This is a genomic window from Methylobacterium sp. J-070 (genome assembly GCF_022829385.1).
Taxonomy (GTDB): domain Bacteria; phylum Pseudomonadota; class Alphaproteobacteria; order Rhizobiales; family Beijerinckiaceae; genus Methylobacterium.
Map to the genome: position 1 here is coordinate 1 of NZ_JAKSXX010000018.1, position 24,156 is coordinate 24,156.

Annotated in this window: 25 protein-coding genes and 1 pseudogene; 11 read left to right on the forward strand and 15 right to left on the reverse strand. The window is 71.8% G+C overall.

What is annotated here, in order from left to right:
• On the reverse strand, positions 1-1,122 hold a 1,122-nt coding region (locus tag MKL01_RS35910), incomplete at its 3' end, for a HAMP domain-containing protein (protein WP_243903314.1).
• Positions 1,123-1,574: 452 nt separating this feature from the next.
• Positions 1,575-2,009, reverse strand: coding sequence for a histidine kinase (locus MKL01_RS00655; RefSeq protein ID WP_243903315.1), 435 nt, complete (start codon positions 2,007-2,009; stop codon positions 1,575-1,577).
• Positions 2,010-2,238: 229 nt separating this feature from the next.
• On the opposite strand from MKL01_RS00655, the gene argJ reads away from it, so the two are divergent.
• The 3 genes from argJ to MKL01_RS00670 are packed head-to-tail and all read left to right on the forward strand — an operon-like array spanning position 2,239 to position 4,624.
• Positions 2,239-3,489, forward strand: a complete 1,251-nt coding sequence (argJ, locus tag MKL01_RS00660) for a bifunctional glutamate N-acetyltransferase/amino-acid acetyltransferase ArgJ (protein WP_243903316.1) — start codon at positions 2,239-2,241, stop codon at positions 3,487-3,489.
• Positions 3,486-4,199, forward strand: a complete 714-nt coding sequence (locus MKL01_RS00665; RefSeq protein ID WP_243903317.1) for an SIMPL domain-containing protein — start codon at positions 3,486-3,488, stop codon at positions 4,197-4,199. The genes argJ and MKL01_RS00665 overlap by 4 nt, the downstream gene beginning before the upstream one ends.
• Positions 4,196-4,624: a (deoxy)nucleoside triphosphate pyrophosphohydrolase gene (locus MKL01_RS00670; protein WP_243903318.1), complete on the forward strand. Its 429-nt coding sequence runs from the start codon at positions 4,196-4,198 to the stop codon at positions 4,622-4,624. The genes MKL01_RS00665 and MKL01_RS00670 overlap by 4 nt, the downstream gene beginning before the upstream one ends.
• A 23-nt stretch (positions 4,625-4,647) precedes the next feature.
• Here MKL01_RS00670 and MKL01_RS00675 read toward each other — a convergent pair whose 3' ends face one another.
• The 4 genes from MKL01_RS00675 to MKL01_RS00690 form a co-directional block, all read right to left on the reverse strand.
• Positions 4,648-5,622: a Gfo/Idh/MocA family protein gene (locus MKL01_RS00675; RefSeq protein WP_243903319.1), complete on the reverse strand. Its 975-nt coding sequence runs from the start codon at positions 5,620-5,622 to the stop codon at positions 4,648-4,650.
• Between the two features lie 207 nt (positions 5,623-5,829).
• Positions 5,830-6,264, reverse strand: coding sequence for a DoxX family protein (locus MKL01_RS00680; RefSeq protein WP_243903320.1), 435 nt, complete (start codon positions 6,262-6,264; stop codon positions 5,830-5,832).
• 38 nt (positions 6,265-6,302) lie between these two features.
• On the reverse strand, positions 6,303-6,935 hold the full coding sequence (locus tag MKL01_RS00685) for an alpha/beta hydrolase (protein WP_243903321.1): 633 nt from the start codon (positions 6,933-6,935) through the stop codon (positions 6,303-6,305).
• Between the two features lie 61 nt (positions 6,936-6,996).
• Positions 6,997-7,920, reverse strand: coding sequence for a ring-cleaving dioxygenase (locus tag MKL01_RS00690; RefSeq protein ID WP_243903322.1), 924 nt, complete (start codon positions 7,918-7,920; stop codon positions 6,997-6,999).
• Positions 7,921-8,042: 122 nt separating this feature from the next.
• Here MKL01_RS00690 and MKL01_RS00695 point away from each other — a divergent pair, with 122 nt between their 5' ends.
• The gene (locus MKL01_RS00695; RefSeq protein WP_243903323.1) at positions 8,043-8,999 is read left to right on the forward strand and encodes a LysR family transcriptional regulator; all 957 of its coding nucleotides are present in this window, start codon (positions 8,043-8,045) and stop codon (positions 8,997-8,999) included.
• 348 nt (positions 9,000-9,347) lie between these two features.
• On the forward strand, positions 9,348-10,043 hold the full coding sequence (locus MKL01_RS00700; RefSeq protein ID WP_243903324.1) for a GntR family transcriptional regulator: 696 nt from the start codon (positions 9,348-9,350) through the stop codon (positions 10,041-10,043).
• 69 nt (positions 10,044-10,112) lie between these two features.
• Here MKL01_RS00700 and MKL01_RS00705 read toward each other — a convergent pair whose 3' ends face one another.
• From MKL01_RS00705 to MKL01_RS00720, 4 genes and pseudogenes are all read right to left on the reverse strand, one after another.
• Positions 10,113-10,691, reverse strand: a complete 579-nt coding sequence (locus MKL01_RS00705; protein ID WP_243903325.1) for a GbsR/MarR family transcriptional regulator — start codon at positions 10,689-10,691, stop codon at positions 10,113-10,115.
• A 43-nt stretch (positions 10,692-10,734) separates the two neighbouring features.
• Positions 10,735-10,857 carry a DUF2474 family protein gene (locus MKL01_RS00710; RefSeq protein ID WP_243903326.1) on the reverse strand — a complete coding sequence of 41 codons (123 nt, stop codon included), beginning with the start codon at positions 10,855-10,857 and terminating at the stop codon, positions 10,735-10,737.
• Positions 10,857-11,864, reverse strand: a complete 1,008-nt coding sequence (gene cydB / locus MKL01_RS00715) for a cytochrome d ubiquinol oxidase subunit II (protein ID WP_243903327.1) — start codon at positions 11,862-11,864, stop codon at positions 10,857-10,859. Before cydB ends, MKL01_RS00710 begins: the two co-directional genes overlap by 1 nt.
• Before the next feature lie 7 nt (positions 11,865-11,871).
• Positions 11,872-13,290, reverse strand: a pseudogene (locus MKL01_RS00720) (cytochrome ubiquinol oxidase subunit I).
• 267 nt (positions 13,291-13,557) lie between these two features.
• Between MKL01_RS00720 and MKL01_RS00725 the strand changes: the two are divergent.
• Entirely contained in the window at positions 13,558-14,790 is a 1,233-nt protein-coding gene (locus MKL01_RS00725) for a pyridoxal phosphate-dependent aminotransferase (protein WP_243903328.1), read from the forward strand.
• Positions 14,791-14,878: 88 nt separating this feature from the next.
• Here MKL01_RS00725 and MKL01_RS00730 read toward each other — a convergent pair whose 3' ends face one another.
• Complete coding sequence (locus MKL01_RS00730; RefSeq protein WP_243903329.1) at positions 14,879-15,805, reverse strand: dihydrodipicolinate synthase family protein; 927 nt, start codon at positions 15,803-15,805, stop codon at positions 14,879-14,881.
• A gap of 643 nt (positions 15,806-16,448) precedes the next feature.
• On the opposite strand from MKL01_RS00730, the gene MKL01_RS00735 reads away from it, so the two are divergent.
• From MKL01_RS00735 to MKL01_RS00745, 3 genes are all read left to right on the forward strand, one after another.
• Positions 16,449-17,225 carry an amino acid ABC transporter substrate-binding protein gene (locus MKL01_RS00735; protein ID WP_243903330.1) on the forward strand — a complete coding sequence of 259 codons (777 nt, stop codon included), beginning with the start codon at positions 16,449-16,451 and terminating at the stop codon, positions 17,223-17,225.
• 116 nt (positions 17,226-17,341) lie between these two features.
• Positions 17,342-18,022, forward strand: coding sequence for an amino acid ABC transporter permease (locus MKL01_RS00740; RefSeq protein WP_243903331.1), 681 nt, complete (start codon positions 17,342-17,344; stop codon positions 18,020-18,022).
• On the forward strand, positions 18,019-18,780 hold the full coding sequence (locus MKL01_RS00745; protein ID WP_243903332.1) for an amino acid ABC transporter ATP-binding protein: 762 nt from the start codon (positions 18,019-18,021) through the stop codon (positions 18,778-18,780). Before MKL01_RS00740 ends, MKL01_RS00745 begins: the two co-directional genes overlap by 4 nt.
• A gap of 61 nt (positions 18,781-18,841) precedes the next feature.
• Here MKL01_RS00745 and MKL01_RS00750 read toward each other — a convergent pair whose 3' ends face one another.
• A complete protein-coding gene (locus MKL01_RS00750; RefSeq protein ID WP_243903333.1) occupies positions 18,842-20,854 on the reverse strand; it encodes an OPT family oligopeptide transporter in 2,013 nt (670 codons plus the stop codon).
• 256 nt (positions 20,855-21,110) lie between these two features.
• On the opposite strand from MKL01_RS00750, the gene MKL01_RS00755 reads away from it, so the two are divergent.
• Together MKL01_RS00755 and MKL01_RS00760 are read left to right on the forward strand one after the other, a co-directional pair.
• Entirely contained in the window at positions 21,111-21,560 is a 450-nt protein-coding gene (locus tag MKL01_RS00755) for a DMT family transporter (protein WP_243903334.1), read from the forward strand.
• Positions 21,561-21,606: 46 nt separating this feature from the next.
• Entirely contained in the window at positions 21,607-22,050 is a 444-nt protein-coding gene (locus MKL01_RS00760) for a DMT family transporter (RefSeq protein ID WP_243903335.1), read from the forward strand.
• A gap of 63 nt (positions 22,051-22,113) precedes the next feature.
• Here the strand turns inward: MKL01_RS00760 and MKL01_RS00765 are convergent, their stop codons facing one another.
• The 3 genes from MKL01_RS00765 to MKL01_RS00775 all read right to left on the reverse strand — a co-directional run.
• Positions 22,114-22,842: an SDR family oxidoreductase gene (locus MKL01_RS00765; RefSeq protein ID WP_243903336.1), complete on the reverse strand. Its 729-nt coding sequence runs from the start codon at positions 22,840-22,842 to the stop codon at positions 22,114-22,116.
• A 224-nt stretch (positions 22,843-23,066) separates the two neighbouring features.
• Complete coding sequence (locus tag MKL01_RS00770; protein ID WP_243903337.1) at positions 23,067-23,237, reverse strand: CsbD family protein; 171 nt, start codon at positions 23,235-23,237, stop codon at positions 23,067-23,069.
• Between the two features lie 71 nt (positions 23,238-23,308).
• Positions 23,309-24,156, reverse strand: an 848-nt coding sequence (locus MKL01_RS00775) for a LuxR C-terminal-related transcriptional regulator (protein WP_243903338.1), incomplete at its 5' end; no start/stop codon positions are given.

The window sequence follows — 24,156 nt, forward strand, 5'->3', positions numbered from 1 at the left end:
CGCCGCCTCCAGCTCGGCCCGGGCCAGGGCGTTCCGGCGGAACACGTCCACGGCCTTGGCCATGGCGCCGAGCTCGCCCGCGGCATCCTGCGAGGGCACGACCACGTCCGTGTCCCCGCTCGCCAGCCGCGCCATCGCGTCCCGCAGGCCGTCGATGGACCGGATGATGCCGCGCGCGATGATGGAGGCCAGCAGGCCGCCGATCATCAAGGCCAGCACGCCGAGCCCGACCTCGATGCGCCAGGCGCGCAGGACCATCTCGGCCGTGGCCTTCTTGATCCGCTCGACCGAGGTCAGGATCCTGTCGCGCAGCGTGGCGCAGGCCTGCTCGATGGCGTCCGTGTGCGGCTTGATGCCGGTCTCGAACGTCTGCTTCGTCGCGGCGTTCGCCTCATGGACGGCTTCGAATCCGGTGGTGTAGCCGGCAAGCGCGGTCTGGACCGCGGTGATCCGGTCGGCGAAGGCCGCGGCGCCGCGTTCGCCCGCGAAGGCCTGGAGCGTGGTTTGAGCCTGCCGAACCCTCTCCAGGAACTCCGGCCGATACTGGGGATCGAAGTTGATCACATATCGCGCGGCGGCGAGGCGGACCCGCAGGAGCGCGACCTCGACATCCTGGGCTTGCAGCAGCAACCCCTGGCCGCTGCTGCCGTTGCGGATCTCGGCGGCCATCGCATCGAGCAGGCGGGTGAGGGTATTGCCCGATTCGAACAGGCCCCTCTTGGCCGCGATCAGTCGGGCACCGCTTGCCTCCAGACGGTCGAGCTGCGGCCCCATCGCGGCGGCATTCTCGACGATCAGCCGATGCAGATTGCGCCCCTCCTCGGTCCGGGCGGCCGACATCCGTTCACCGGATATGGCCTCGATCCGCCGCCGCACCTCCTCCATGGCGGTGATCTGCTCGGGCTTCCCGTCCAACCGGTAATACTCGGCCTTCGCGGAGAGCCGCGCGGCGAGGCCGTCCATCAGGAGGATCTCCTGTGCGCCCCGCTCGATGGCGCTTCGTGTCTCGTATTCCTGGTTGATGACGTCCTGCTGGTAGACCGAGAAGGATCCTGTAATTGCGGTGATCGCGACCAGCAGAGAAAAGCCGCCATATATCCGAGCGCGTATTCCGACTTTCACGACGGTATAGCCCTTGAATCTGAGACCGCGTCCGCGGCTTGCATGCGATTAAGGGCGCCCCAATCGTGACACGCGCATAACGCCTGCTGCAATATACCTCAAATTGCGATCGGTTATTCAGAAGATCAGGATCCGCGATACGGTCATTGCTAAGCAATACGCTTCGCAGCAGGACCGCCGGCCCGTTTCCGCGGGGAGCACCAGTATTAGCGGCACCGGAATTCGCGTCGGCCGGGATCATCCCGCCCGCGCGCCGCAACACTTGAGCGTTGCGAACGTCGCCGCCTGATGTGAGGGCGGGAAAGCCCGTCGTTCCGGATCACAAAAACCACGCGTCGGCTCGGAATCCGGAACCGGGATCGGTGGATCAGTCTCCGCCGCCGCAGCGCTCAGTCCTCGAACGCCGCCGCGCGAAACGGGCCGGCCCCGCCGGGACCCGAATCGGGCCAGGGTCAGGCGGCGCGGTGGGCCAGCGCCTCGCGCATCAGGGTCGCCACCATCCCGTTCTGGAGCTGGTCGCGGCGCACGAGCAGCGCATCGGTCACCTGACCCGGCACCTCCGGCTCCGGGGCGTCGGCCGGATCGCCCGCGAGGACGATGCGCAGACCCGGACGCAGGGTCCGCGCCTCGACCGCCAGTTGCGCGCAGCACAGGCCGCCCTGGAGCGCGGAATCGACCACCATCACGTCCACCGGCAGGCCGAGGGCCAGGACCGTCATGGCGTCGACCCCGCGGTCGCAGGCGGTGACCTGATAGCCCAGAAGCCGGACCTGCGCGGCCACCTCGTCGCGCCAGCGCTTATGGCGGCCGACGACCAGGACCTGGATCCGGTAGCACCCGCCCTGCGGCACCGTGCTGGAGGCCGTTCCGACGTCGGCTGTGGACATTCCGCACTCGACTTCGCGCATGGCATTGCGATGCAGCATGCTAGGCTGGGATGCAATCCCCGCGCAAGCCCGCCGCCGTGTTGAAGCCGCATTCGGCGCCGGGCTGCACAAAGCGCATGCAGCGCGCGGCCTGACCAAGGGTTGGGCATGCGGTTGACGGCGCGGGGGTTGCGCGGGCAACACCGGCCGGCCGCGAAGCCTCAACCGCGCACTGCCGGAGCCCGAGCCGATGTCGTCCGCGAAATCCCCGCCCGTCTCTCCGCTGGCGCCCACCGCCGCGCCCGCCCTGCCACCCGTGCCGGGCGTGCGGATCGCCACGGCCCAGGCCGGGATTCGCTACAGCGGCCGCACCGACGTGCTCTACGTCGCCCTGGAGGACGGGACGCGGGCGGCGGGGGTTTTCACGCGCTCGAAGTGCCCGTCCGCGCCGGTGGATTGGTGCCGGGAGGCCCTCGCCCACGGATCCGCGCGGGCGCTCGTGGTGAATTCCGGCAACGCCAACGCCTTCACGGGGCGCCTCGGCCGCGACGCGGTGGCGCGCACCGTGGCGATCGCCGCCGAGGCGGCGGCCTGCCATCCGCACGACGTCTACGTGGCTTCGACCGGCGTCATCGGCGAGCCGCTCCCGGCGGAGCGATTCGAGGGGGTGCTGGCCGATTGCGCCGCCCGGGCCGAAGGCGGATCCGACGCCTGGGCCGCGGCGGCCCGCGCCATCATGACCACCGACACCTTTCCCAAGCTCGCGACGCGCACCGCCGAGATCGACGGGACGCGGGTGACGATCAACGGCATCGCCAAGGGCGCCGGCATGATCGCCCCCGATATGGCGACCATGCTGTCCTTCGTCTTCACCGACGCCGCCCTGTCCCAGGACGTGCTGCAGGCGCTGCTGTCGGCGGGCGCGACGCAGAGTTTCAACTGCGTGACGGTGGACGGCGACACCTCCACCTCCGACACTTTGATGCTGTTCGCGACCCACAAGGCCGGCCATGCCGCGGTCGCCGACCCCGACGACCCGCGCGTCTCCAGCTTCCGCGCGGCCCTCGACAGCCTGCTCATCGAACTCGCCCAGCTCGTCGCCAAGGACGGCGAGGGCGCGCGCAAGTTCGTCACCGTCCGGGTCACGGGCGCCGAGAGCGACGCGTCCGCCCACCGGATCGCGATGTCCATCGCCAACTCGCCGCTGGTGAAGACCGCGGTCGCGGGCGAGGACGCCAACTGGGGCCGGGTGGTGATGGCGGTGGGCAAGGCGGGCGAGCCCGCCGACCGGGACCGTCTCGCGATCTGGTTCGGCGACGTGCGGGTGGCGGTCCAGGGCGCCCGCGACCCGGACTACAGCGAGGCGGCTGCGAGCGCCGTGATGCGCGAGCCGGAGATCACGATCCGGGTCGATCTCGGCCTGGGCGACGGCACGGCGCGGGTCTGGACCTGCGACCTGACCAAGGCCTACATCGAGATCAACGGGGACTATCGCTCATGAGGGCGGTCCTGTCGGGCGCCCTCCTGGCGTCGGCGCTGATGGTCCAGGCACGGGCCGACGATGCGGATTGCAAGCGGCTTATCAGCGTCGTCGGACGGGCCGCGGAGACGCGGGCGCCGGACTTCGCCGAGGTGACGGTCGGCATCGAGGCGCGCGGCGCCACCGCGGCGGCGGCCCTCGACGGGGCCTCGAAGGCGGCGGCCGGCGTCTCGACGCAGGCCCGTGCCCTGGGCGTGCCGCCGGCCGATATCGGCACGGCCGCCGTGACCCTTCAGGCGGCCACCCGCACCGTCGCCCGGCCGGGGGGTGCCGTCACCGAGGAGCCCGACGGCTACCGCGCCGGCAACCTGGTCAGCGTCCGGCTCGGCGACATGGATCGCCTCGGCGACCTGCTCCGCCAGGCCCTCGATGCCGGGGCGAACCGGATCGACGGCGTGAGCTTCGGATTGCGCGACCCGGACGGGGTCGAATCGGCCCTCCAGATTGCCGCGACCCGGGACGCCCGCACCCGCGCCGAGGCGCTGGCCGACGCGGTGGGCGCCAAGCTCGGTCCGCTGTGCACGCTGAGCACCGCCGGCGCGGCGGTGCCCCCGCCGATGGCCCGCACCCTGGCGGCGCCCATGGCGGCGAAGGGGCGACGCGTCCCGATCGAGGCGGGCACGATCCAGCTGTCTTCAGAGGTCGCCGCCACCTTCGCGGTGACGCGTTGAGCGCGCCCGCCCCCGCGGCGCTGCGCCTGCTCCTGGTGGTCGCGGTGGCTCTCGTCGACGTCGACGGCCGCGTGCTGGTGAGCGAGCGCCCGGCGGGCAAGCAGCTCGCGGGCCTCTGGGAGTTCCCCGGCGGAAAGGTCGAACCCGGCGAGCGCCCTGAGGAGACGCTGATCCGGGAACTCGCCGAGGAACTCGGCATCCGGGTCGAGGAGCCCTGCCTCGCGCCGCTGACCTTCGCCAGCCACGCCTATCCGGATTTCCACCTGCTGATGCCGCTCTACGTGTGCCGGCGCTGGACCGGTACGCCGCAGGCGATGGAGGGGCAGGCGCTGAAATGGGTCCGGCCGAAGGCGCTGCGCGACCTCGCCATGCCGCCGGCCGACGCCCCGCTGATCCCGTTCCTAGTCGACCTGCTGGAGGTCTGATCCCGGCGGCGGTACCGGCCCGGTCACAGCGCCAGGATGGCCTCGACGATCTCCTGCACGTCGAGTGCCTCCGCGAAGGTGGCGAGCGGGTGGGGCTCGCCGCGCGCCATGCGGACGACGCCCTCGATCTGGCGCCGCAGGGTGATCGGCCGCAGCCGCGCGTTGGGGATCGCGTCGGCCTCCGGGGCGAAGTGCCCGTCGGCCCCCCGGCGCTCGGCGATGGCCCAGTCGCGCAGCCGGACGGCGCCCGCGTCGCCCTCCAGCGTCCAGGTGTTGTGATCGTCGGCATCGACGCCGCCGACCCGCCCGGTCAGGGTCACGGGGATCCCGCCGGCGGTGAGCGTCACGTCGATCGCCCGCTCGGACCGGCCCGCCTCCGGATAGTCGATCCGCCCGGCGAGATCCCGGAGCGGGCCGAGCAGGCGCCGGGCGAGGAACAGGAAATGCGAGACCACCTCGCGGGTGAAGCCGCCCTCGGCCCGGGCGTCGAGCCAGCGGGCCGCGTCGGCCTGCCAGGGGCGCGGCCAGCGCGCGAAGGCCACCGCGACGGTGAGCCGCCGCGGCGTCCCGACCGCGCCCGCCGCGATCCAGCGCTCGAGTGTCTCCACGCCCGGCGACGAGGCGAACGGGAAGTTCACCGCGCCGGTGCCGCCCTCCGCCACGAAGGCGCGGGCGTCGGCACGATCGACCGCCAGCGGCTTCTCGCAGAAGACGCTCCGGCCCGCCGCCAGGGCCGCCCGGGCGTAGCCGAGATGCGAGGCGGGCGGCGAGGCGACGTAGACGCACGCACTCGCCGCCACGACGGCGGCGGCGTCGGCGACGCGCGGGACCCCCGGGAAGGCCGCGCCGATCCGGGCCAGGGCCTCCGGGGCCGGATCCCAGATGGCGGCGACCCGCACCGGGGATTCCGCCGCCCCGTGGATGGCGGCGAGCAGGCGCTCGCCCATGATCCCCGCGCCGATGATCCCCAGGGCGAGCGGTTCATCGGTCTTCGGCATGCAGGGTCCCTGGGCTGGCAAGCCGCGGCGCGCGGCCCGGTGCAGGTTTAGGGACCGGGCCCGGCGCGGGAAAGGCCGCTCGGCAACTCAACCCTGGATGAGGGCGGGCAGGCCGCCATCGACCGGCCCGTCGGGGCTGAAGACCAGCGGGCGTCCGGCGCGGCGGAAAACGGCTCGGTGACCTCCCGGTGATGGGGACGGGTCCGGTCAGGCCCGGCCCCGGCGGGCGTCGAGGCTGAACGGGCCCGCCCCGAAGGCCGCGACCTGGAGCAGGCCGCCGGCCATGGCGAGATTCTTCAGAAAGTGGACCATCTGGTTTTTGTCGCCGAGCGCCGCGTGGAAGGTGACCGCGGTGGCGACCGCGAAGAGGGCCAGCACGAGGGCGACGAGGCGGGTGCGATAGCCGAGGATCAGCAGCAGCCCGCCGCCGACCTCCACCAGCGCGGCCGCCGCGTAGGAGGCCGGGGGCAAGGGCAGGCCGGCGGCCGCGATGGTCGCCAGCGTGGCGGCGGGCGCGGCGAGCTTGCCGACGCCGCTCACCAGGAAGATCGCGCTCATCAGGACACGGCCGGTCACCGGCAGGGCGGCCGCCGCGGACGTTCCGACGGCGGTCGGGGCGGTGCGTTCGGGCGAGGACGTCATGGCGAAGCTCCGTTCCGTGCTGTGGTCTGTCGCGGACGTCAGGCCGCATTCGGGAGGGCGAGGCTACGCAGCCACCCTGCTGCCAGGCTGACATCGGCCTGCGACAGGCCGTGGCCGGCGGGCAGGATCCGGTGCTCGACCGAAGCGCCGGACGCGGTGAGCTGCGCCGCGAGGCGACGCGCATTCTCCACCGGCACGATCGGGTCCATCGCCCCGGACAGGATCAGGACCGGCTTGCCGGCGATGTCCGCCGCGGGAGGCTCGGCGAACGGTACCATCGGGCGGATCAGCACGGCACCCGCCAGAACCTCCGGCTGGAGCATCAGCAGCGACGCGGCGATGTTGGCGCCGTTCGAGAAGCCCAGCGCCAGGGGCGCCCCGAGACCGTAGCGGTCCTGCGCCGCGCCGATGAAGGCGGCGAGATCGCCGGTGCGCCGGCGCAGATCCGCCTCGTCGAACACCCCTTCGGCCAGGCGGCGGAAGAAGCGCGGCATGCCGTTCTCGGTCACCCCGCCGCGCGGGGCGAGGAGCGCGGCGTCCGGCGCGACCATCCGGCCGAGCGGCAGGAGGTCGTGTTCGCTGCCGCCGGTCCCGTGCAGGAGCAGCAGCGGGCGCGCGGTGCCGGGACCGGGCTCGAAGGCGTGGACGACATCGCGGATGTCCTGGGTCATGGCGACCTCCCTGGTGATCGGTGGGGATCCCGCCCCGCTCTGCGCGGGGCGGGCTCGGCGGTCAGGCGACCTTCGGCAGCACGGCCTCGATCGCGGCCCGGTGCGGCTCGAGGCCCGCGGGCAGCTTCAGGGCGCTGCCGAGCGCCTCCACCGGCTCGTCGACCGCGAAGCCGGGGGCGTCCGTGGCGATCTCGAACAGCACGCCGCCGGGCTCCCGGAAGTAGATCGAGCGGAAGTACTGGCGGTCGCGCTGCTCCGTGACCTCGAGACCCTGCGCGGCGAGCCGCTCGGCCATCGCGGCCTGCGCGGCGTCGTCCGCCGCCCGGAACGCGATGTGGTGGACCGAGCCGGCGCCCGGCCGGCCCCGGAGGAAGCCCCCGACCGCCCGCAGGGTGACGAGGCTGCCGCACGCGGCATTGCCCGCATGGCGGATCAGGTTGCCTTCGCGGCCGACCTCGCGGAGCCCCAGGACGTCCGTGAGGATCGCCGCCGTCGGCTCGGCCTTCTCCAGAAGGAGCGTCACCCCGTGCAGGCCACGGATGGCGTGCTCGGCCGGCACCTCGCCGGAGGCCCAGCCCTCCGCGGCGCCGTCGTCGACGCCCACTAGGGCCAGCATCAGGCCGTCCGGGTCGCGGAAGCGCAGGGTCGGCTCGCCGAAGACCTGGACCAGAGGCTCGTGGTCGACACCCTTCTCGATGAGGCGGTGGGTCCACCAGCCGATCGACGCGCGGGGCACCCGGAAGGCGGTCTCCTGCGTCTCGCCGATCCCGACGCGGCCGGGCGCCGCGTGCTCGATGGGGAAGAAGGTCAGGATCGTGCCGGGCCGCCCGGCCGCGTCGCCGTAATAGAGGTGGTAGGTGCCCGGATCGTCGAAATTGACGGTCTTCTTCACCAGCCGCAGCCCGAGGATGCGGGTGTGGAAGTCGAGGTTGCGCAGGGCCGGGCCGGAGAAGGCCGTGACGTGATGGAGGCCGGTCTGAACCATGGCGATGTCTCCCGGGAGGCCGCCGCGCCGGGCGCGGCGTGTGTCCGATGACGGGAATATGCCCCTTGCCGTGTGGCCCGAAAATAGAAACGATGGAAACCCATCGTTTCCGGATATGACCCATGCGCCTTCCCGACTTCGAGGCCTGGGCGATCTTCGCCAAGGTGGTGGAGACCGGCTCCTTCGGCCGGGCCGCCGCGGATCTGGGCCTCTCGAAGGGCACCGTCTCGAAGGCCGTGGCGCGGCTCGAGGCGCGGACCGGCGCCCGGCTGTTCAACCGCACGTCGCGCAAGCTCGCGCTCACCGAGGCCGGGCAGGCCGCGAAGGCTGGCGCCGCGCGCATCCTGGCCGAGGGCGAGGCGGCCGAGGCCCGCGCGACGGCGGGCGCCGCCGAACCCCGCGGCCTGGTACGGCTCGCCGCGCCGATGACCTTCGGGGTCATGCACGTGGCGACGCTATTGCCGGACTTCCTGCGGCGGTACCCGGCCGTCTCGGTGGATCTGCACCTGTCGGACGCGGTGGTCGACCTCGTGGGCGGCGGGTTCGACATCGGGCTGCGCATCGCTGAGCTGCCCGATTCGTCCCTGCGGGCACGCCGGCTCTGCGCGATCCGGCGCTCGCTGGTGGCCACGCCGGCCTACCTCGACCGGAACGGGCGTCCGGCCCATCCGGACGACCTCGCCCGCCACACCTGCCTCGGCTACGCCTACCTGCCGACCCCCGACCGCTGGCGCTTCATGGACGAGACCGGGACCGAGGTTGTCGTCCACCCCGCGGGTCCGCTGCGGGCCAACAACGCCGAAGCGCTGGCGCCCGCGCTCCGGGCCGGCCTCGGCCTCGCGCTGCAGCCCGACTTCATGATCTGGGACGACTTGGAGTCGGGCCGCCTGGAGCGTGTGCTGCCCGGATGGTCACCGCCGCCGATCGCGCTGCATCTGGTGACACCCCCCGGCGACCCGCGGCCCGCGCGGGTGACGGCCCTCGTCGCCTATCTCGGACAGACGTTGGCGCAGGCGCCGTGGGCCACTTCCCCGCGCCATCCGGAGCGATCCACGGCGTCCGCCGCGCGGCGCAGCTGACATCGGCCAGGGCGTTTGCTTGGCGGTCTGCCGAGGGTGCACGGCGGCGCCGTCGGGAAGCCGCGGAGATCGGCCCTGCCGGCATCGGGGACGCCGTGCGGCATCCGCGCGGTGCCCCCGACGCGCGATGCGCGCTCGCCCCGGTCCACAGAAATCTCCGTCGCGGCGCGGTACGGCCGTAATCGGCTCACGCGCAGGGCATCCCCGGCGGTTCAGGCGGATAATACAACCTGAGGTACGAAAATTTGAAAATGCCACGCTGGGTAAAACCGACTTTCTGGCAGCTTGACGTTGCTTTTTAAAGCATACTGTATACGCTTACGCCCGCAGACGGTGAGGGAAGGCCTGATGCCCATAGCGGCCCCTGCGCGACCGGAGATCGACCGCCTGCGGCACAAGACCGTGGCGGCCGCGGTCGCCGATTCGCTGAGGCAGCAGATCCTGAACGGGGACCTGCCGCCGGGCGTGCAGCTTCGTCAGGATGCCGTCGCCGAAGAATTCGGGATCAGCCGCATTCCCGTCCGGGAAGCCCTGCTCCAGCTCGAAGCCAGCAACCTCGTGAAGATCATGCCGCACCGCGGCGCAGTGGTCACCGGCATCTCCCTGGAGGAGCTCGAAGATATCTTCGCGTTGCGCATCCAGCTCGAGCCGCAGTTGCTGGTTCTCTCGGCGCCGCACCTGACTCAGGCCGATTTCCGGGCGCTGCGCGACATCTCGAGTACCTACAGCGACGCTCTCGGGACGGGGCAGGTCTTGCGATGGGGCGAGCTGAACCGGCGCTTCCACCTTGACCTGTTGCAGCACGCGGACCGGCCCCGCTCGCTGAGCATCCTCTCCGGTCTGTTGCAGGATTGCGACCGTCCGATGCGCCTCCAACTCTCGACCTCCGTCGAGATGGCGCGGGCCGAGCAGGAACACGCGCAGATCCTCGATCTCTGCGAGGCGCGGAAGATCGACGAGGCGGCCCGTTTCCTGTGTGCCCATGTCGAGCATGTCCGGACATCGCTCCTGGCGATCTATCGGCAGGGACTCGCGGTGGCCTGATCGGGCGGGGCGGGCGCGGAGACCGGGTCAGGGCTACCGGCCCGCGCCGGCGCCCGCCTCCGCCGCCGGTCAGCCCCGCTTCGCCGTCCGGCCGCCGAGCCGGCCTGGCAGGCTGGTCAGCCGGTCCTTCATGTCCAGGACCTTCTGGACCTTCGAGCCGAGGGTGAGGAGCTGGACGAGGCGATCGGTGTCGAGGCGGCGGACGTCGGCGTACCAGCCGGCGAAGAGCTCGAAGAGGTCGTGCATCTCGCCGAGGCGGACCTGCGCGTGCTGCTCGGCCTCCGTAGCGGCCTCCTGCATCAGCAATTCGCGCAGGAGGGTCAGGGTCGGATCGATCTCGCGCTTCTTGCGCTCCTCGACCAGGGTGCGGACGATCTGCCAGATGTCCTCCGGGGTGGCGAAGTAGTCCCGCCGGTCCCCGGGCACGTGCTGGAGCCGCACGAGGTTCCAGGCCTGGAGCTCCTTCAGGCCCATGCTGACGTTGGAGCGCGACACGCCGAGCCGCTCGACGATCTCGTCGGCGTTGAGCGGCCGCTCGGCCACGAACAGCACGGCGTAGATCTGTCCCACCGTCCGGTTGATGCCCCAGCGCGAGCCCATCTCGCCGAAATGCAGCACGAAGGTCTGGACGAGGGGCGGCAGTTGCACGGCGGCGTTCCGACGAGGATGGTCCCGGAGATGTGCCGGCTTATCAGCTCGAGAGCCAGAACCGGAGGAGCGTGGCGACGCAGCCGAGGCCGACGACGCTGGCGACCCAGATCGCCACGAACCATGCGAGGCGCTTCCACAGCGGAAGCGGGGTAGCGAGGGCCATCAGTGGTATCCGTGCGTGTCGACCTTGCCGCGGAACACCCAGTACGAATACGCGGTGTAGATCAGGATGATCGGGATCAGCACCGAGGCGCCGACCAGCAGGAACACCTGGCTCGCCTCGGGGGCGGCGGCCTGCCAGATGGTGATCCGCCCCGGCACCACGTCGGGGAAGATGCTGATCCCCAGCCCCAGGAACGACAGGGCGAACAGGCTGAGCGCGATCAGGAACGGCGCCCCCTCGGCGCCGCCCCGCAGCGTCCGCCACAGGGCGATGGCGGCGAGCGCCACGAGGAACGGCACCTGCGCGGTGACGAGCACGTTCGGCATCGCCAGCCAGCGCTCGAAGTAGCGCCCCTGCAGGAACGGCGTCGCGGCGCTCACGAGGGCGATCGCCGCCACCGTCCCGACGGTGAGGCGCAGGGCGAGGCGGCGCGCCTGGATCTGGACCAGGCCCTCGGTGCGCATCACCAGCCAAGTCGCCCCGAGCAGCGCATAGGCGACCGCGAGGCTGACGCCGACCAGCAGGCTGAACGGCGTCAGCCAGTCCCACGAGCCGCCGGCATAGGCGCGGCCCTCCACGGCGATGCCCTGGAGCAGCGCCCCCAGCGCGATCCCCTGGGCCAGGGCCGCCACCACCGAGCCGCCCGTGAAGGCCACGTCCCAGGCGGCGCGGTGGCCGGGATCGCGCCACCGGAACTCGAAGGCGACGCCGCGGAAGATCAGCCCGAGCAGCATCGCGATGATCGGCGCGTAGAGGGCCGGCAGGATCACCGCGTAGGCCAGCGGGAAGGCGGCGAACAACCCGCCGCCGCCGAGCACCAGCCAGGTCTCGTTGCCGTCCCAGACCGGTGCGACCGAGTTCATCGCGGTGTCGCGCTCCGGCCCGGGCCGCAGGACCGGGAACAGGATGCCGATGCCGAGATCGAAGCCGTCCATGACGATGTAGGCGAAGACCGCGAAGGCGATCACGAACGCCCAGACGACGGTGAGATCGACGCTGTAGAGCATGGCTGCCTCACCCGATGGGCTGGAGATGGCGGTCGGGATCGACCGCGGTGGCGGGGGTGATGCCCGCGGTCCGGATCGGGATGCCGGGTTCGAGTTCGGGCTCGCCGGCCTGCGGGGGCTTGGCCATGAGACGCAGGATGTAGAGCACCCCCATGGCGAACACCGAGAGGTAGATCACCACGAAGGCGGTGAGCGAGGCGGCCACGGCCGGTCCCCGGAGGGGCGAAGCGGACTGGGTGGTGCGCAGCAGGCCGAACACCGTGTAGGGCTGGCGCCCGACCTCGGTGGTGATCCATCCGGCCACCACCGCCACGAAGCCGGCCGGGCCCATGGCCAGGGCGAAACGGTGCAGGGGCCGCCACCGGTACAGAGTCCCGCGCCAGCGTGCGACGAGGCTCAGGGCCCCGAGCAGCAGCATCAGCATGCCGAGCCCGACCATGACGCGGAACGACCAGAACACGATCGGCACCGGCGGCCAGTCCGTCCGGGGCAGGCTGTCGAGGCCGGCGAGCGGCGCGTGGAGGCTGTGCTTCAGCACCAGCGAGGACAGCTTCGGGATCTCCACCGCGTAGCGGATCGTGGCGGCCTCCTGGTCGGGCAATCCGAACAGCACCAGCGGCGCGCCGTCCGGATGACTTTGGTAATGCCCCTCCATGGCCATGACCTTGGCGGGCTGATGCTCCAGGGTGTTGAGCCCGTGCGCGTCCCCCGCCAGGATCTGCACGGGGGCCACCAGGGCCGCCATCCACATCGCCATCGAGAACATCGTCCGGGCGGCCGGGTTGGCCCGGTCGCGCAGCAGGTGCCGGGCGCCGACCGCGCCGACCACCAGGGCGGTGGTGAGGTAGGCCGCCAGCACCATGTGGACGAGGCGGAACGGGAAGGACGGATTGAACACGACCGCCCACCAGTCCAGGGGCACGAACTAGCCCTGCGGGTTCGTGCCGTAGCCGGCCGGCGTCTGCATCCACGAGTTCACCGCGAGGATCCAGAAGGCCGAGAAGAAGGTCCCGACCGCCACCATCAGGGTCGCGGCGAAGTGGAGCCGCGGCCCGACCTTGCGCATCCCGAACAGCATCACCCCGAGGAAACCCGCCTCCAGGAAGAAGGCCGAGAGCACCTCGTAGGCCATCATCGGGCCCAGCACCGGCCCGGTCTTGTCGGAGAAGACCGACCAGTTGGTGCCGAACTGGTAGGACATCACCAGCCCCGACACGACGCCCATGGCGAAGGCGATCGCGAAGATCTTAATCCAGTACTTGAACAGGTCCATGAAGACCTGCCGGCCGGTGGCGAGCCACAGGCCCTCCAGAACGGCCAGGAAGCTCGCCAGGCCGATCGAGAAGGCCGGGAACACGATGTGGAACGCCACCGTGAACCCGAATTGCATGCGGGCGAGGATCAGCGGATCGAGGTTGGCGAGCACGACTGGTCTCCCGTGCGGGAACTGCAACCCACCATATAGCAATTTCAGAAATTTCTGAAAAGTCGATAATTTTCGTTTCGCCGCGACGTCTGCGCCGGGCAGCCCGTCCCGCAGGGCCTAGACGCGCGGACGCGGACGCGGCAGGGTCGGCGGCGATTCCCCCCAGAGACCGGGACCTCACGGGCACGGCACCCGCCAACGGGCTGCCGGGCCGCGAGACGCGCCGCGATCGGCACCGCCCGGACGTCACGAGAGCCGCCGCGCCCCATGGCCGAACCCGTCGCCGCGTCCATCGATTCCGACCCTGTCGCGCCGGTCGACCTCGCCGCCGCCCTGTCGGACCGCATCCGCGGCATCGGCACGAGCCAGATCGGCCTGGTGGCGGACCGCGGGCGGGACGATCCGGAGGTGGTGAAGCTGTGGATCGGCGAGGGCGACCTGCCGACGCCGCCCTTCATCGTCGAGGCGGCGCACCGGGCGATGCTGGCCGGGCACACCCGCTACACGACCTCGCTGGGCCTGCCGGCCCTGCGGGCGGCGCTGGGCGCCTATCACGCCCGGCACTGGGGGGTGGAGATCCCGGCCGACCGGTTCGCCGTCACGGCCGGCGGCATGAACGCGATCATGCAGGCGGCCCAGGCGCTGCTGGAGCCGGGCGACGAGATCATCATCCCCGCCCCCGCCTGGCCGAACCTCGCCGAGGCGGTCCGCATCACCGGCGGGGTGCCGGTGACGGTGCCCTACCGGATCCGGCCGGACGGGCGCTTCTCGCTGCCGCTGTCCGACATCGAGGCGGCGCTGACGCCGCGGACCCGGGTGATCATGGTCAACTCGCCGTCCAACCCCACCGGCTGGACCATGACGCTGCCCGAGATGACGGCCCTGCGCGACCTCGCCCGGGCGCGCGGCCTGTGGATCCTGTCGGACGAGGTCTACGCGCACTTCACCTACGGCAACCAGATCGCGCCGTCCTTCCTGCAGATCTGCACCGAGGACGACCGGCTGATCGTCACCAACACCTTCTCGAAGAACTGGGCGATGACCGGCTGGCGCGCCGGCTGGGTGATCTTCCCCCGCGGCCTGGCGCCGACCTTCGCCAAGCTCGGGCAGTACAGCACCACCTCGATCCCGACCTTCATCCAGCACGCCTGCATCGCGGCGCTCAACGAGGGCGACGGCTTCATCCGCACCATGGTCGACCGCTGCGCCGAGGCGCGGGCGATCCTGGTGGACGGTCTGTCCGAGCTGCCGGGCGTGACCGCGGCGGCGCCGGACGGGGCCTTCTATCTCATGGCCCGGATGGGGGGCGACGAGCCGAGCCTCGACCTGGCGCTCCGCCTCCTGCGGGAGGCGAAGGTCGGGGTCGCGCCCGGCACCGCCTTCGGGCCGGAGGGCGAGGGTCTGGTGCGGATCTGCTTCGCCATCAGCCCGGAGCTGGCGCGGGAGGCGGTGGCGCGGCTGTCGGCGGTGCTGGGGCGGGAGCCGGCCTCGAGCGCCTGAACCACACCGCATCCTCCCTCCCCCCTTTGCGGGGGAGGGAAAGCCACGTGCCTGTCAGACCGCCGCCCTCTCCTCCGTCCGCTGCCCCTCACCGCCCCCAGCGCAGCACCAGCGCATCGTTGCGCCGGGCGAGCTCGATCAGGCCGGCCCGGGTCGCCGGGTGGAGCGGCTGGATCGGCAGGCGCGCGGTCTCGTGGGCGATCACCCCGCCCTCCCGCATCAGCGCCTTGCAGGCGAGCAGCCCGCATTGCCGGTTCTCGTAGTTGATCAGCGGCAGCCAGCGCGCGTAGGCGTCCATCGCCGCCTCCCGACGGCCCGCCGCGTAGGCGTCGGTGATCTGGCGGATCCCGTCAGGATAGGCGCCGCCGGTCATCGCCCCGGTGGCGCCGGCGTCGAGGTCGGCCAACAGGGTGATCGCCTCTTCGCCGTCCCAGGGGCCGACCACGGCGTCGCCGCCCAGCGCGATCAGCTCGCGGAGCTTGGACGCCGCCCCGGCGGTCTCGATCTTGAAGTAGGCCACGTTCGCGATCTCCCGGGCCATGCGGGCGAGGAAGGCGGCCGAGAGCGGCGTGCCCGCCACCGGGGCGTCCTGGATCATGATCGGGATGGTGATCGCGTCCGACACCCCGCGGAAGAAATCGTAGACGCCGGGCTCCGGCACCCGGATCGTGGCGCCGTGATAGGGCGGCATGACCATCACCATGGCGGCGCCGGCGTCCTGAGCCCGGCGCGAGCGCTCGGCGCAGACCTGCGTGGCGAAATGCGTGGTCGTGACGATCACCGGCACCCGGCCGGCCACGTGCTCCAGCACGGCGTGCATCACCTGCTCGCGCTCGGCATCGGTGAGGACGAACTGCTCGGAGAAGTTTGCCAGGATGCAGATCCCGTGGCTGCCGGCCTCGATCATGAAGTCGATCGCCCGCCGCTGCCCGTCGAGATCGAGGGCGCCCGCGGCGTCGAACACCGTGGGGGCGACCGGGAAGACGCCGCGATAGGTCTGGGCCGTCGAAGTCATGCGCTGTCCTCCGCCGAGGCGGGCGACGCGCCCCGGTCCATCATGAAATGCCGTTCCCCGCCGCACCGGGACCAGGAACCAGCCCCGGATCGGCACCACGCCGGCACTGTGCCGAAGGATCTTCCGAGATCAACGGCCGTCCCGGCACAGCCTCGACAAAAGCCGCGCCGTGTTTGCGGGGAGTTGAAGCGGTCGGCGCAAGCCTTGGACCGACGGGCTCATCGGGGATCCCGGTGAAAAATCTTGTTCTCTTTCCACAGCCGGAACGTTCGATCGATACCTGATCCTGAACACCGTCCTCGCGGGGCCGAGAGGCGGGACTTCGCATCGGGAATCACGAGCCGGCCGAGGGGTTGCTCCGCGGGCGGGTCCGGATCTCGGGGCCGCCCACGGCAGGCCGTCATGTCGGGCCGCCGCCCTCACCCGACGAACGAAGCCGTCGGAAACGTGCGGGACGTTGGAAAACCCTGCTCCCGGCCGGCACCGGGGCCGCGGCGACGCGTAGGCGATGGCGGCGACGCTTGGTATCAGGCTCGCGGCTTGGCGCCGTTCGCGACGCGCCGCCTCGGTCGTCCCGGTTCCCGCCCGAGCGGCAGGCCCTCGGCCCGGGAGACATCAACCACCCGTTCAGGAGTTCGTCGTGATGCGTCTCGTCCCCGTCTCCCTCGCTGCGGCGCTCGCCTGCGCGGCGCTCCTCTTCGGCGCGTCCTCCCGGGCCGACGATCTCGACGCGATCAGCGCCGCCAAGACCCTGCGCATCGGCACCGAGGGCACCTACGCGCCCTTCACCTTCCACGACGCCTCCGGGGCGCTCGTGGGGTTCGACGTCGAGATCGGGCGCAAGCTCGCCGAGAAACTCGGCGTCGCCCCGCAATTCCTGGAAGGCAAGTGGGACGGCCTGATCGCGGGGCTCGACGGCGGGCGCTACGACGTGGTGATCAACCAAGTCGGCATCACCAAGGAGCGGCAGGCGAAGTTCGACTTCTCGGAGCCCTACATCCGGGCGCGGGCGGTCCTGATCACCCGCGCCGACCGGGCGGACATCACATCCTTCGCCGACCTGAAGGGCAGGAAGGCCGCGCAGAGCCTGACCAGCAACTTCGCCCGCCTGGCCGAGCAGTCCGGGGCGGACCTCGTCGGCACGGACGGGTTCGACCAGTCGGTCCAGCTGGTCCTGACCGGTCGCGCCGACGCGACGATCAACGACAACCTGTCGTTCCTGGACTTCCGCAAGCAGAAGCCGAACGCCCCCGTGAGGATCGCCGCCGAGCAGGCCGATGCGGATGCGTCCGGCATCATCATGCGCAAGAACAATCCCGCGCTGAAGGCGGCCATCGACAAGGCGCTCGGAGAGATCAGGGCCGATGGCAGCTACGCGGCGATCGCGCAAAAGTATTTCGGCGCCGACGTTTCGAAGTAGATCGTCCGGCTCGCTCCCTCCCCCCGCAGAGGGGGGAGGGAGGCGCGCGGATCAGGCCCTTTCTCCGATACAGATATGTGAAACAACTCAATTCCCCGGGAAGGAGACGCCGCCCCGTGCCGCACTGGCTCGACCTCATGCTCCAGTCGCTATGGCCGCTGCTCGCAGCCGGACTCCGCTTCACCGTACCGCTGACGCTCGTCGCCTTCGCGCTGGGCCTCGGCCTCGGCCTCGGGACCGCGCTGGTCCGCCTGTTCGCGCCCCGGCCCGTGGCGGCGCTCGCCTGGCTCTACGTGTGGATCTTCCGCGGCACGCCGCTCCTCGTGCAGCTCTTCGTGATCTTCTACGGCCTTCCGAGCGCCGGAATCCTGATCGATGCCTTCCCGGCCGCGGTGATCGGCTTCACGCTCAATGTCGGCGCCTACACGTCCGAGATCGTCCGCGCCGCCATCGCGTCCATCCCGAAGGGTCAGTGGGAGGCGGCCTACGCCACCGGCATGAATCCGGTTCAGGCCCTGCGCCGCACGATCCTGCCCCAGGCGGCGCGGGTGGCGGTGCCGTCGCTGGCCAACTCCTTCATCGCCCTGGTGAAGGACACCTCGCTCGCCGCCGCCATCACGGTGCCGGAGCTGTTCCAGGCGGCCCAGCGCATCGTCGCCGTCACCTACGAGCCGCTGATCCTCTACAGCGAGGTGGCGCTGATCTACCTCGTCCTGTCCACGCTCCTGTCCTGGCTGCAGGCGCTGCTGGAGCGGCGGCTCGGGCGCTACGGCGGCTACCTGGAGGCGCGCGCGTGATCGCCCTGTCGGCCATCGAGAAGCGCTTCGGCGGCAATGCCGTCCTGCGCGGCGTCGATCTCGCCGTCCCGGAGGGGCAGGTCACCGCGCTGATCGGGCCGTCGGGCTCCGGCAAGTCGACGCTCCTGCGCTGCGTGAACCTTCTGGAGATCCCGCAGGCCGGGACGCTCACCCTCGGCGACCTCCGCCTCACCTTCCGGCCGGGAAGCCCGCCCGCCCGGCGGGAGGTGCTCGCCATGCGCCGCCGGACCGGCATGGTGTTCCAGAACTTCCAGCTCTTCCCCCACCGCACCGTGATGGAGAACGTCACCGAGGGGCTCGTCACCGTCGCCAAGTGGCCGCAGGCCCGGGCGCGCGCCCGGGCCCTGGAACTGCTGGAACGGGTCGGCCTCGCCCACAAGGCGGCGGATTGGCCCGCCAGCCTGTCGGGCGGCCAGCAGCAGCGGGTCGCGATCGCCCGGGCCCTGGCCCCCTCCCCGCGCCTGCTCCTGTGCGACGAGCCGACCTCGGCCCTCGACCCGGAACTCGCCGCCGAGGTCGTGGACGTGCTCGCCGGCCTCGCGGGCGAGGGCATGACCATGCTGATGGCGACCCACGACCTCCGCCTCGCGCGGCGCGTCGCCGACACGGTGGTGTTCCTGGAGGGCGGCACGATCGTCGAGCAGGGGGCGGCCGCTGCGCTCTTCGGCCGGCCCGAGGACCCGCGCACCCGCCGCTTCGTCCGGACGCTGCTCGGCGAGGCCGCGGACGGGGCCTGAACAGGTACGGGCGCCCGCAGCGCCCCGGGAGGATGCGGATCGGCATTTCCAGATCGGTCCGTCACCGCCGCCGGGAGTCCGGTTCGGGGGTGGAGACCATCCGCAGGTAGACCGCGAGTCCCGCCAGGAAGACCGCGAGGCCGAGCCCGGTCGCGTAGGGGGCGAAATCCGGGCCGGCCACGGCGATCACACCGCTGTGCCCGGCCAGAAAATCCGTTCCGGCGAGCAGCACGCCGACGCAGCTCTCCCCAACCAGGAAGCCGGAGGCCAGGAGGACGCCCCGGCGGCGCGCGGCGCTCACCGCCCGATCCACCGCCGGATCCGCCCTCGCGCCGCGGAGCCGGGCGCGCAGCCGGCGCTCGGCGGCCCAGCCGAGCACGCCGCCGATGGCGATCGTCATCTCCACGGAGAGCGGCAGGTACATGCCGATCCCCACCGTCAGAGCCGGGAAGGTGAGGTTTCGCCGCTTCAGCCAGGCCTCCGCGGCGACCAGCACCACCCCGAGACCGGCGCCGATCAGCACCATGCGCCAGGGCAGCACGCCGTGGGTGATGCCGTTCGCGATCTGCGTCATCAGGGCGGCCTGGGGCGCCGGCATGGCGCTCGCCGCGTCCTGTCCCGCGCGGGCGGGCGCACCGATGAATCCGTAGGCCTCGTAGAGCAGCGACAGGAGCGGGGCGATCACCACGGCGCCCACCCCCACGCCGATGATGAGGGCGACCTGCTGGTGCCAGGGCGTGGCGCCGAGGACCTGTCCGGTCTTCAGATCCTGCAGGTTGTCGTTGGCGATCGACGAGGTCGTGATGATCACGGCGGTCAGCAGCAGGGCCATGCCGGTGACGAACCGGTCGCCCTCCGGCCCGGCGGTCCCTCCGAGGATCAGCGGCAGGAGCAGCGCGGTCACCATGGTGGTGAGGATGCCGATCCCCGAGATCGGGCTCGACGACGATCCCAGCAGCCCCGCGAGGTAGCCGCAGGCGGCCGCCATCAGGAAGCCGAACAGCACCGCGAACAGGGTCGCGCCGACCGCCAGCCCGATCGTCAGGCCGCCGAGATCGGCGGCCCCGGCGTAGGACCCGAACAGGATCGCCAGGGGCACGCACAGCGCCAGCGTCGCGCCGGCGACCCAGGTGATCGGCAGGTCGCGCTCCTCGCGCGGATGGTCCTTGCCGAGCCCGCCGCTGCCGGAGAGCGCCGCGCGGATGCTCCCCAGGATCGGGCGCGCCAGCGACGCCACCGTCCACAGGCCGCCCACCGCGATGATGCCGGCGCCGATGAGGCGCACCTGCCCGGACCAGATCGCCTCGGCGGCGTCGGCGGCGGACTGGCCGGGGTCGGGCGACAGGGCGGTCAGCACCGGAACGGCGATCCCCCAGGCGATGAGGACCCCGGTCAGAAGCGCCAGGCAGGCGCCGATGCCCACGAGGTAGCCGACCCCGACGAGCGCGAGCGAGAAGCCCGTGCCGATGCGGAACACCGCCCCGCCGAGACCGATCGCGCCGTTCAGGCCGTCGCCGAGGATCCGCAGCCCGGTGGTGGCGAGCCCGATCGTCCCGGCGGCCGCGGCGGCCCCGAGCAGGTCGCGCAGGCCCTGGCCGCCCGCGTCCTGCTGGCCGGTCCTGAGCACCTCGGCGGCGGCCACGCCCTCGGGATAGGGAAGGTCGCTGCCGGAGACGAGGGCGCGGCGCAGGGGGATCGAGAAGGCGACGCCGAGGAGGCCGCCCAGCAGGCAGACGGCCGTGGTCTGCCAGAACGGGAAGCCGTGCCAATGCCCGATCAGGACGAGGCCCGGCAGAGCCAGGATGACGTTGCACAGCGTGCCCGCGGCCGAGGCCTGCGTCTGCACGATGTTGTTCTCGAGGATGCCGGCGCCGCCCATCAGCCGGAACGCCCCCATCGAGATCATCGCGGCCGGGATCGATGACGAGAACGTCATCCCGGTCTTCAACCCCATGTAGAGGTTCGCCGCCATGAAGATGACGGTGATGCCCGCGCCGAGCGCGACCCCGCGCAGGGTCAGCTCCGCCTGATTGCCCTGGGCCTGCGGCTTGGTCGTCGGGCTTCGGGCGTCCATCGTCCCCCGTCTATCGTCACCTCGGCGCGTCGTATGCAAACGGCCCGGGCGCCGGAAACTTTCCCGCCCTGCCGTCGTCCAAGCGCCGCACCCGGCCGGACCGTACCCCGGGTCGATCTGACCCTGGGTCGATCTGTCCCTGGGTCGTTCCGTCGATGTGATGCAGTCGCCCGGCGCCCCGGCGGGTTGCGCAGCAGACGACCCGCGCCGGGCCCAGCCCCGGTGGCGGCCCCTCCTCCCGCTGGGATGCCCCGCCTTGCCCAAGTGGATTGTCTACGGCCTCGCCCTGCTGGCGGGCGTCGCCAACGCCATCGAGCCCGGCCAGAACGCCACCCTGGCGAAGGTCACCGGGCAGCCGATGCTGGCGGGTTTGTTCTGCTTCGCCCTGTCGGTGGCCTGCTTCCTCGGCGCCGTCGTGGTGGTCCGGTTGCTGGACCGGCAGGCCGCCGAGGCAGCCACCCCGGTCCCCTGGTGGGCCTGGCCCGGCGGGATCCTCGGCGCGGGGGTGGTGTTGGCGCAGCTCTACATCTCGGAACAGATCGGAGCCGCAGCCTTCCTGGGATGCGTCATCACGGCGGGCGTCGTCGGCTCGATCGCCCTCGATCACTACGGCCTCGTCGGCTTCGACCGGCATCGCGCCGGCCGCTGGCGGATCCTCGGCGGCGTCCTGATGGTCGCGGGCGTCGCCCTCGTGGCGGTGTTCTGACGGCGCCCGCCACCGATCCCACGCCTTCCCCCGACAGGACACGCGCATGATCTTCCTCTACGGCTTCGCCTTGCTGGCAGGCATCGCCAGCGCGATCGAACCGGGCCAGAATGCGGGCCTCGCCAAGTCCCTGGCGCGGCCGCTCCTGGCGGGCGTGGTGAGCCTCGCGGTCAGCATCGGCACGATCGCGGCGATCATGCTCGTCACCGGACAGTACGGCCTGCCGGGGATGGACCGGCTCGCACAGGTGCCCTGGTGGGCCTGGCTCGGAGGGCTGATGAGCGCGGGGCTGACGGCGGCCCAGCTCTACATCTCGAAGGCGATCGGGGCTGCGAGCTTCCTCGGCCTGATCGTCACGGCGGGCGTCGTCACGTCGATCCTGCTCGACCATTTCGGCCTGGTGGGCTTCAAGGTCCACCCGGCGAGCCTGTGGCGCATCCTCGGCGGCGGCCTGATGATCGCCGGCGTCGGCCTCGTCGCCCGGTTTTGAGGGGCGCTCGGCGTCGGGCCCGCCCTGTCGGGGCAGCACCGGGGCGGTGCTGCCGTCGCGGGGTCAGATCGTCCAGCCGCCGTCGATGACGACGGCCTGACCGGTGGTGTAGGTCGCGCCCGCGAGGTAGACGGCGAGGTCGGCGATCTCGTCCGGGGTGCCGAGCCGCCCGATCGGCTGCCGCGCGATGAAGGCCGCCCGGGTCTGCTCGTAGTCGCCCTGCGCTCGGATGCGCGCCTGCAACGACGGGCTCTCGACGGTGCCGGGGCAGATCGCGTTGCAGCGGATGTTGTGGCCGACATAGTCGGCGGCCACCGCCTTGGTCAGGCCGATCACCGCCGCCTTGGTGAGCCCGTAGGCGAAGCGGTTCGGCACGCCCTTCACCGAGGAGGCGACCGAGGCCATGTTGACGATGGCGCCGTCGCGGCGCTCCAGCATGCCGGGCAGCACCGCCCGGATCGTACGGATCATCGCCTTGACGTTGAGGTCGAGGGCGAAGTCCAGCTCGGCCTCGGGCATCTCCAGGATGGTCCCGCCGTGGACCACGCCGGCGCAGTTGAACAGCACGTCGACCGGGCCGATCCGCTCCACCAGGGCGTTGACCGCGCCGGCGTCCCGCACGTCGAGGATGGCGGTGACGAGGTTGTCGGCGCGCAGGTCGTCGAGTGCGGCCGCGTTGACGTCCGTGGCGTGGACCCGCGCCCCGGCCCGCGCGAAGGCGAGCGCGCTCGCGCGCCCGATTCCCTGCGCGGCCGCGGTGATCAGGACCGTCTTCCCGGAGAGATCTGCCATGTCGTGCATCCCAGCAGGCTGTGTTTCGGTATCGAGTCGGTCCTGATCGCAGGGGAAGGCCTTTCCGTCGTCCCCCTTGCCCGGCGACCGGCTCGCCCGGGGAGGTTGGCATGGAATGGCGCATCGTCGCCACGCAGCGCCGGTGGCGTCGGCCGGGAAGCCGGTGCCGCACACGTCCCGGATGCCGGGCAGGGGCATCTCCGGCGCCCGTAGGCCGATCCCCGTCAGCGCCGGTCCGGGTCGGGCGGCCCGGACCCGCCGGCCTTCGGCCGCGCCGCGCGCTTCTGGCGGGCGCCCTCGGCCTCGACCCGGACGTCGCCGGTGATCTTGCCGATCGCCTCCTTCACCGAACCCGCGCGCCGCTTGGCGGAGGGCGGGGACTTGTCTTCGGTCACGGGCCCCTCGTCGGTCTCGAGACAGGTCCGGCCGGTCGGGCGATGGTCCGTCCGGTCCGGTACACCGGTCGTCAGCTCTCCGGGAGGTTCAGCGGAAAGCCGTTCTCCCGGCCCCACACCACCGCCTCGCTGCGCTTGTGGATGCCGAGCTTGCGGTAGAGCGCGGCGCCGTGATTGCGCACCGTGTTGCGCGACAGCCCGAGCTTCCTGGCGATCGCGTCGTCGCCCAGGCCCGAGCAGATCAGGTTCAGGATCTGGCGCTCGCGCACCGTCAGGTTCGGCACCGAGCCGTCGGCGCTGTCCCGGCCGGGCCGGCGCAGGTTGGCGAGCTTGTCGATCAGCCCCCGGCTGAACCACGACGTGTCGGCCATCACCGCCTCGATCGCCCCGAACAGCTCGCGCTCGGTGTGCTTGCGCTCCGTGATGTCCTGCAGCACCAGCAGCACGAACGCGGCCCCGTCGAGGGTCACCCGCTCGGCCGAGACCAGGCAGTCGAGATTCGCCCCGCTCTCGTGGCGCAGGCACACCTCGACGCCCAGCATCGCGCCGCCGCGGGCGAGCTGCGCCTCGAACGCCGCGCGCTGGCCCTCGGCGACCCACAACCCGGCCTCGGCCAGGCTGCGCCCGAGGATCCGGTCCTCGCCCAGTCCGAAGACCCGGGTGAAGGCCGCGTTGATGCCGGTGATGAGGTGGTCGTCCGCCCGCGCCAGCACGGTCGGCACCGGCGTCATCCCGAACTCCGTGGCGAAGCGCTCCTCGCTCTTCCCCAGCGCCGTCTCGGCCTTCCGGCGCAGTTCCAGGTTGGCGAACGGGAACACAATGCACGCGGTCTGGCCCACCGCGAGTGCGAGCCCAACAACCATTACGACGTGCCGGCCGCCGTCGGGCAGGTCGAGGCACGCCCCCATCAGCGGGTCCG

What these genes read in the sequence shown, in the direction of transcription:
- MKL01_RS00730 (WP_243903329.1), bottom strand. Translation starts at nt 15,805, where the DNA reads ATGACTTCGACGGCCCAGACCTATCGCGGCGTCTTCCCGGTCGCCCCC.
- MKL01_RS00735 (WP_243903330.1), top strand. Translation starts at nt 16,449, where the DNA reads ATGCGTCTCGTCCCCGTCTCCCTCGCTGCGGCGCTCGCCTGCGCGGCG.
- MKL01_RS00725 (WP_243903328.1), top strand. Translation starts at nt 13,558, where the DNA reads ATGGCCGAACCCGTCGCCGCGTCCATCGATTCCGACCCTGTCGCGCCG.
- argJ (WP_243903316.1), top strand. Translation starts at nt 2,239, where the DNA reads ATGTCGTCCGCGAAATCCCCGCCCGTCTCTCCGCTGGCGCCCACCGCC.
- MKL01_RS00655 (WP_243903315.1), bottom strand. Translation starts at nt 2,009, where the DNA reads ATGTCCACAGCCGACGTCGGAACGGCCTCCAGCACGGTGCCGCAGGGC.
- MKL01_RS00760 (WP_243903335.1), top strand. Translation starts at nt 21,607, where the DNA reads ATGATCTTCCTCTACGGCTTCGCCTTGCTGGCAGGCATCGCCAGCGCG.
- MKL01_RS00680 (WP_243903320.1), bottom strand. Translation starts at nt 6,264, where the DNA reads ATGACGTCCTCGCCCGAACGCACCGCCCCGACCGCCGTCGGAACGTCC.
- MKL01_RS00710 (WP_243903326.1), bottom strand. Translation starts at nt 10,857, where the DNA reads ATGGCCCTCGCTACCCCGCTTCCGCTGTGGAAGCGCCTCGCATGGTTC.
- MKL01_RS00675 (WP_243903319.1), bottom strand. Translation starts at nt 5,622, where the DNA reads ATGCCGAAGACCGATGAACCGCTCGCCCTGGGGATCATCGGCGCGGGG.
- MKL01_RS00700 (WP_243903324.1), top strand. Translation starts at nt 9,348, where the DNA reads ATGCCCATAGCGGCCCCTGCGCGACCGGAGATCGACCGCCTGCGGCAC.
- MKL01_RS00665 (WP_243903317.1), top strand. Translation starts at nt 3,486, where the DNA reads ATGAGGGCGGTCCTGTCGGGCGCCCTCCTGGCGTCGGCGCTGATGGTC.
- MKL01_RS00750 (WP_243903333.1), bottom strand. Translation starts at nt 20,854, where the DNA reads ATGGACGCCCGAAGCCCGACGACCAAGCCGCAGGCCCAGGGCAATCAG.
- MKL01_RS00690 (WP_243903322.1), bottom strand. Translation starts at nt 7,920, where the DNA reads ATGGTTCAGACCGGCCTCCATCACGTCACGGCCTTCTCCGGCCCGGCC.
- MKL01_RS00685 (WP_243903321.1), bottom strand. Translation starts at nt 6,935, where the DNA reads ATGACCCAGGACATCCGCGATGTCGTCCACGCCTTCGAGCCCGGTCCC.
- MKL01_RS00765 (WP_243903336.1), bottom strand. Translation starts at nt 22,842, where the DNA reads ATGGCAGATCTCTCCGGGAAGACGGTCCTGATCACCGCGGCCGCGCAG.
- cydB (WP_243903327.1), bottom strand. Translation starts at nt 11,864, where the DNA reads ATGCTCTACAGCGTCGATCTCACCGTCGTCTGGGCGTTCGTGATCGCC.
- MKL01_RS00695 (WP_243903323.1), top strand. Translation starts at nt 8,043, where the DNA reads ATGCGCCTTCCCGACTTCGAGGCCTGGGCGATCTTCGCCAAGGTGGTG.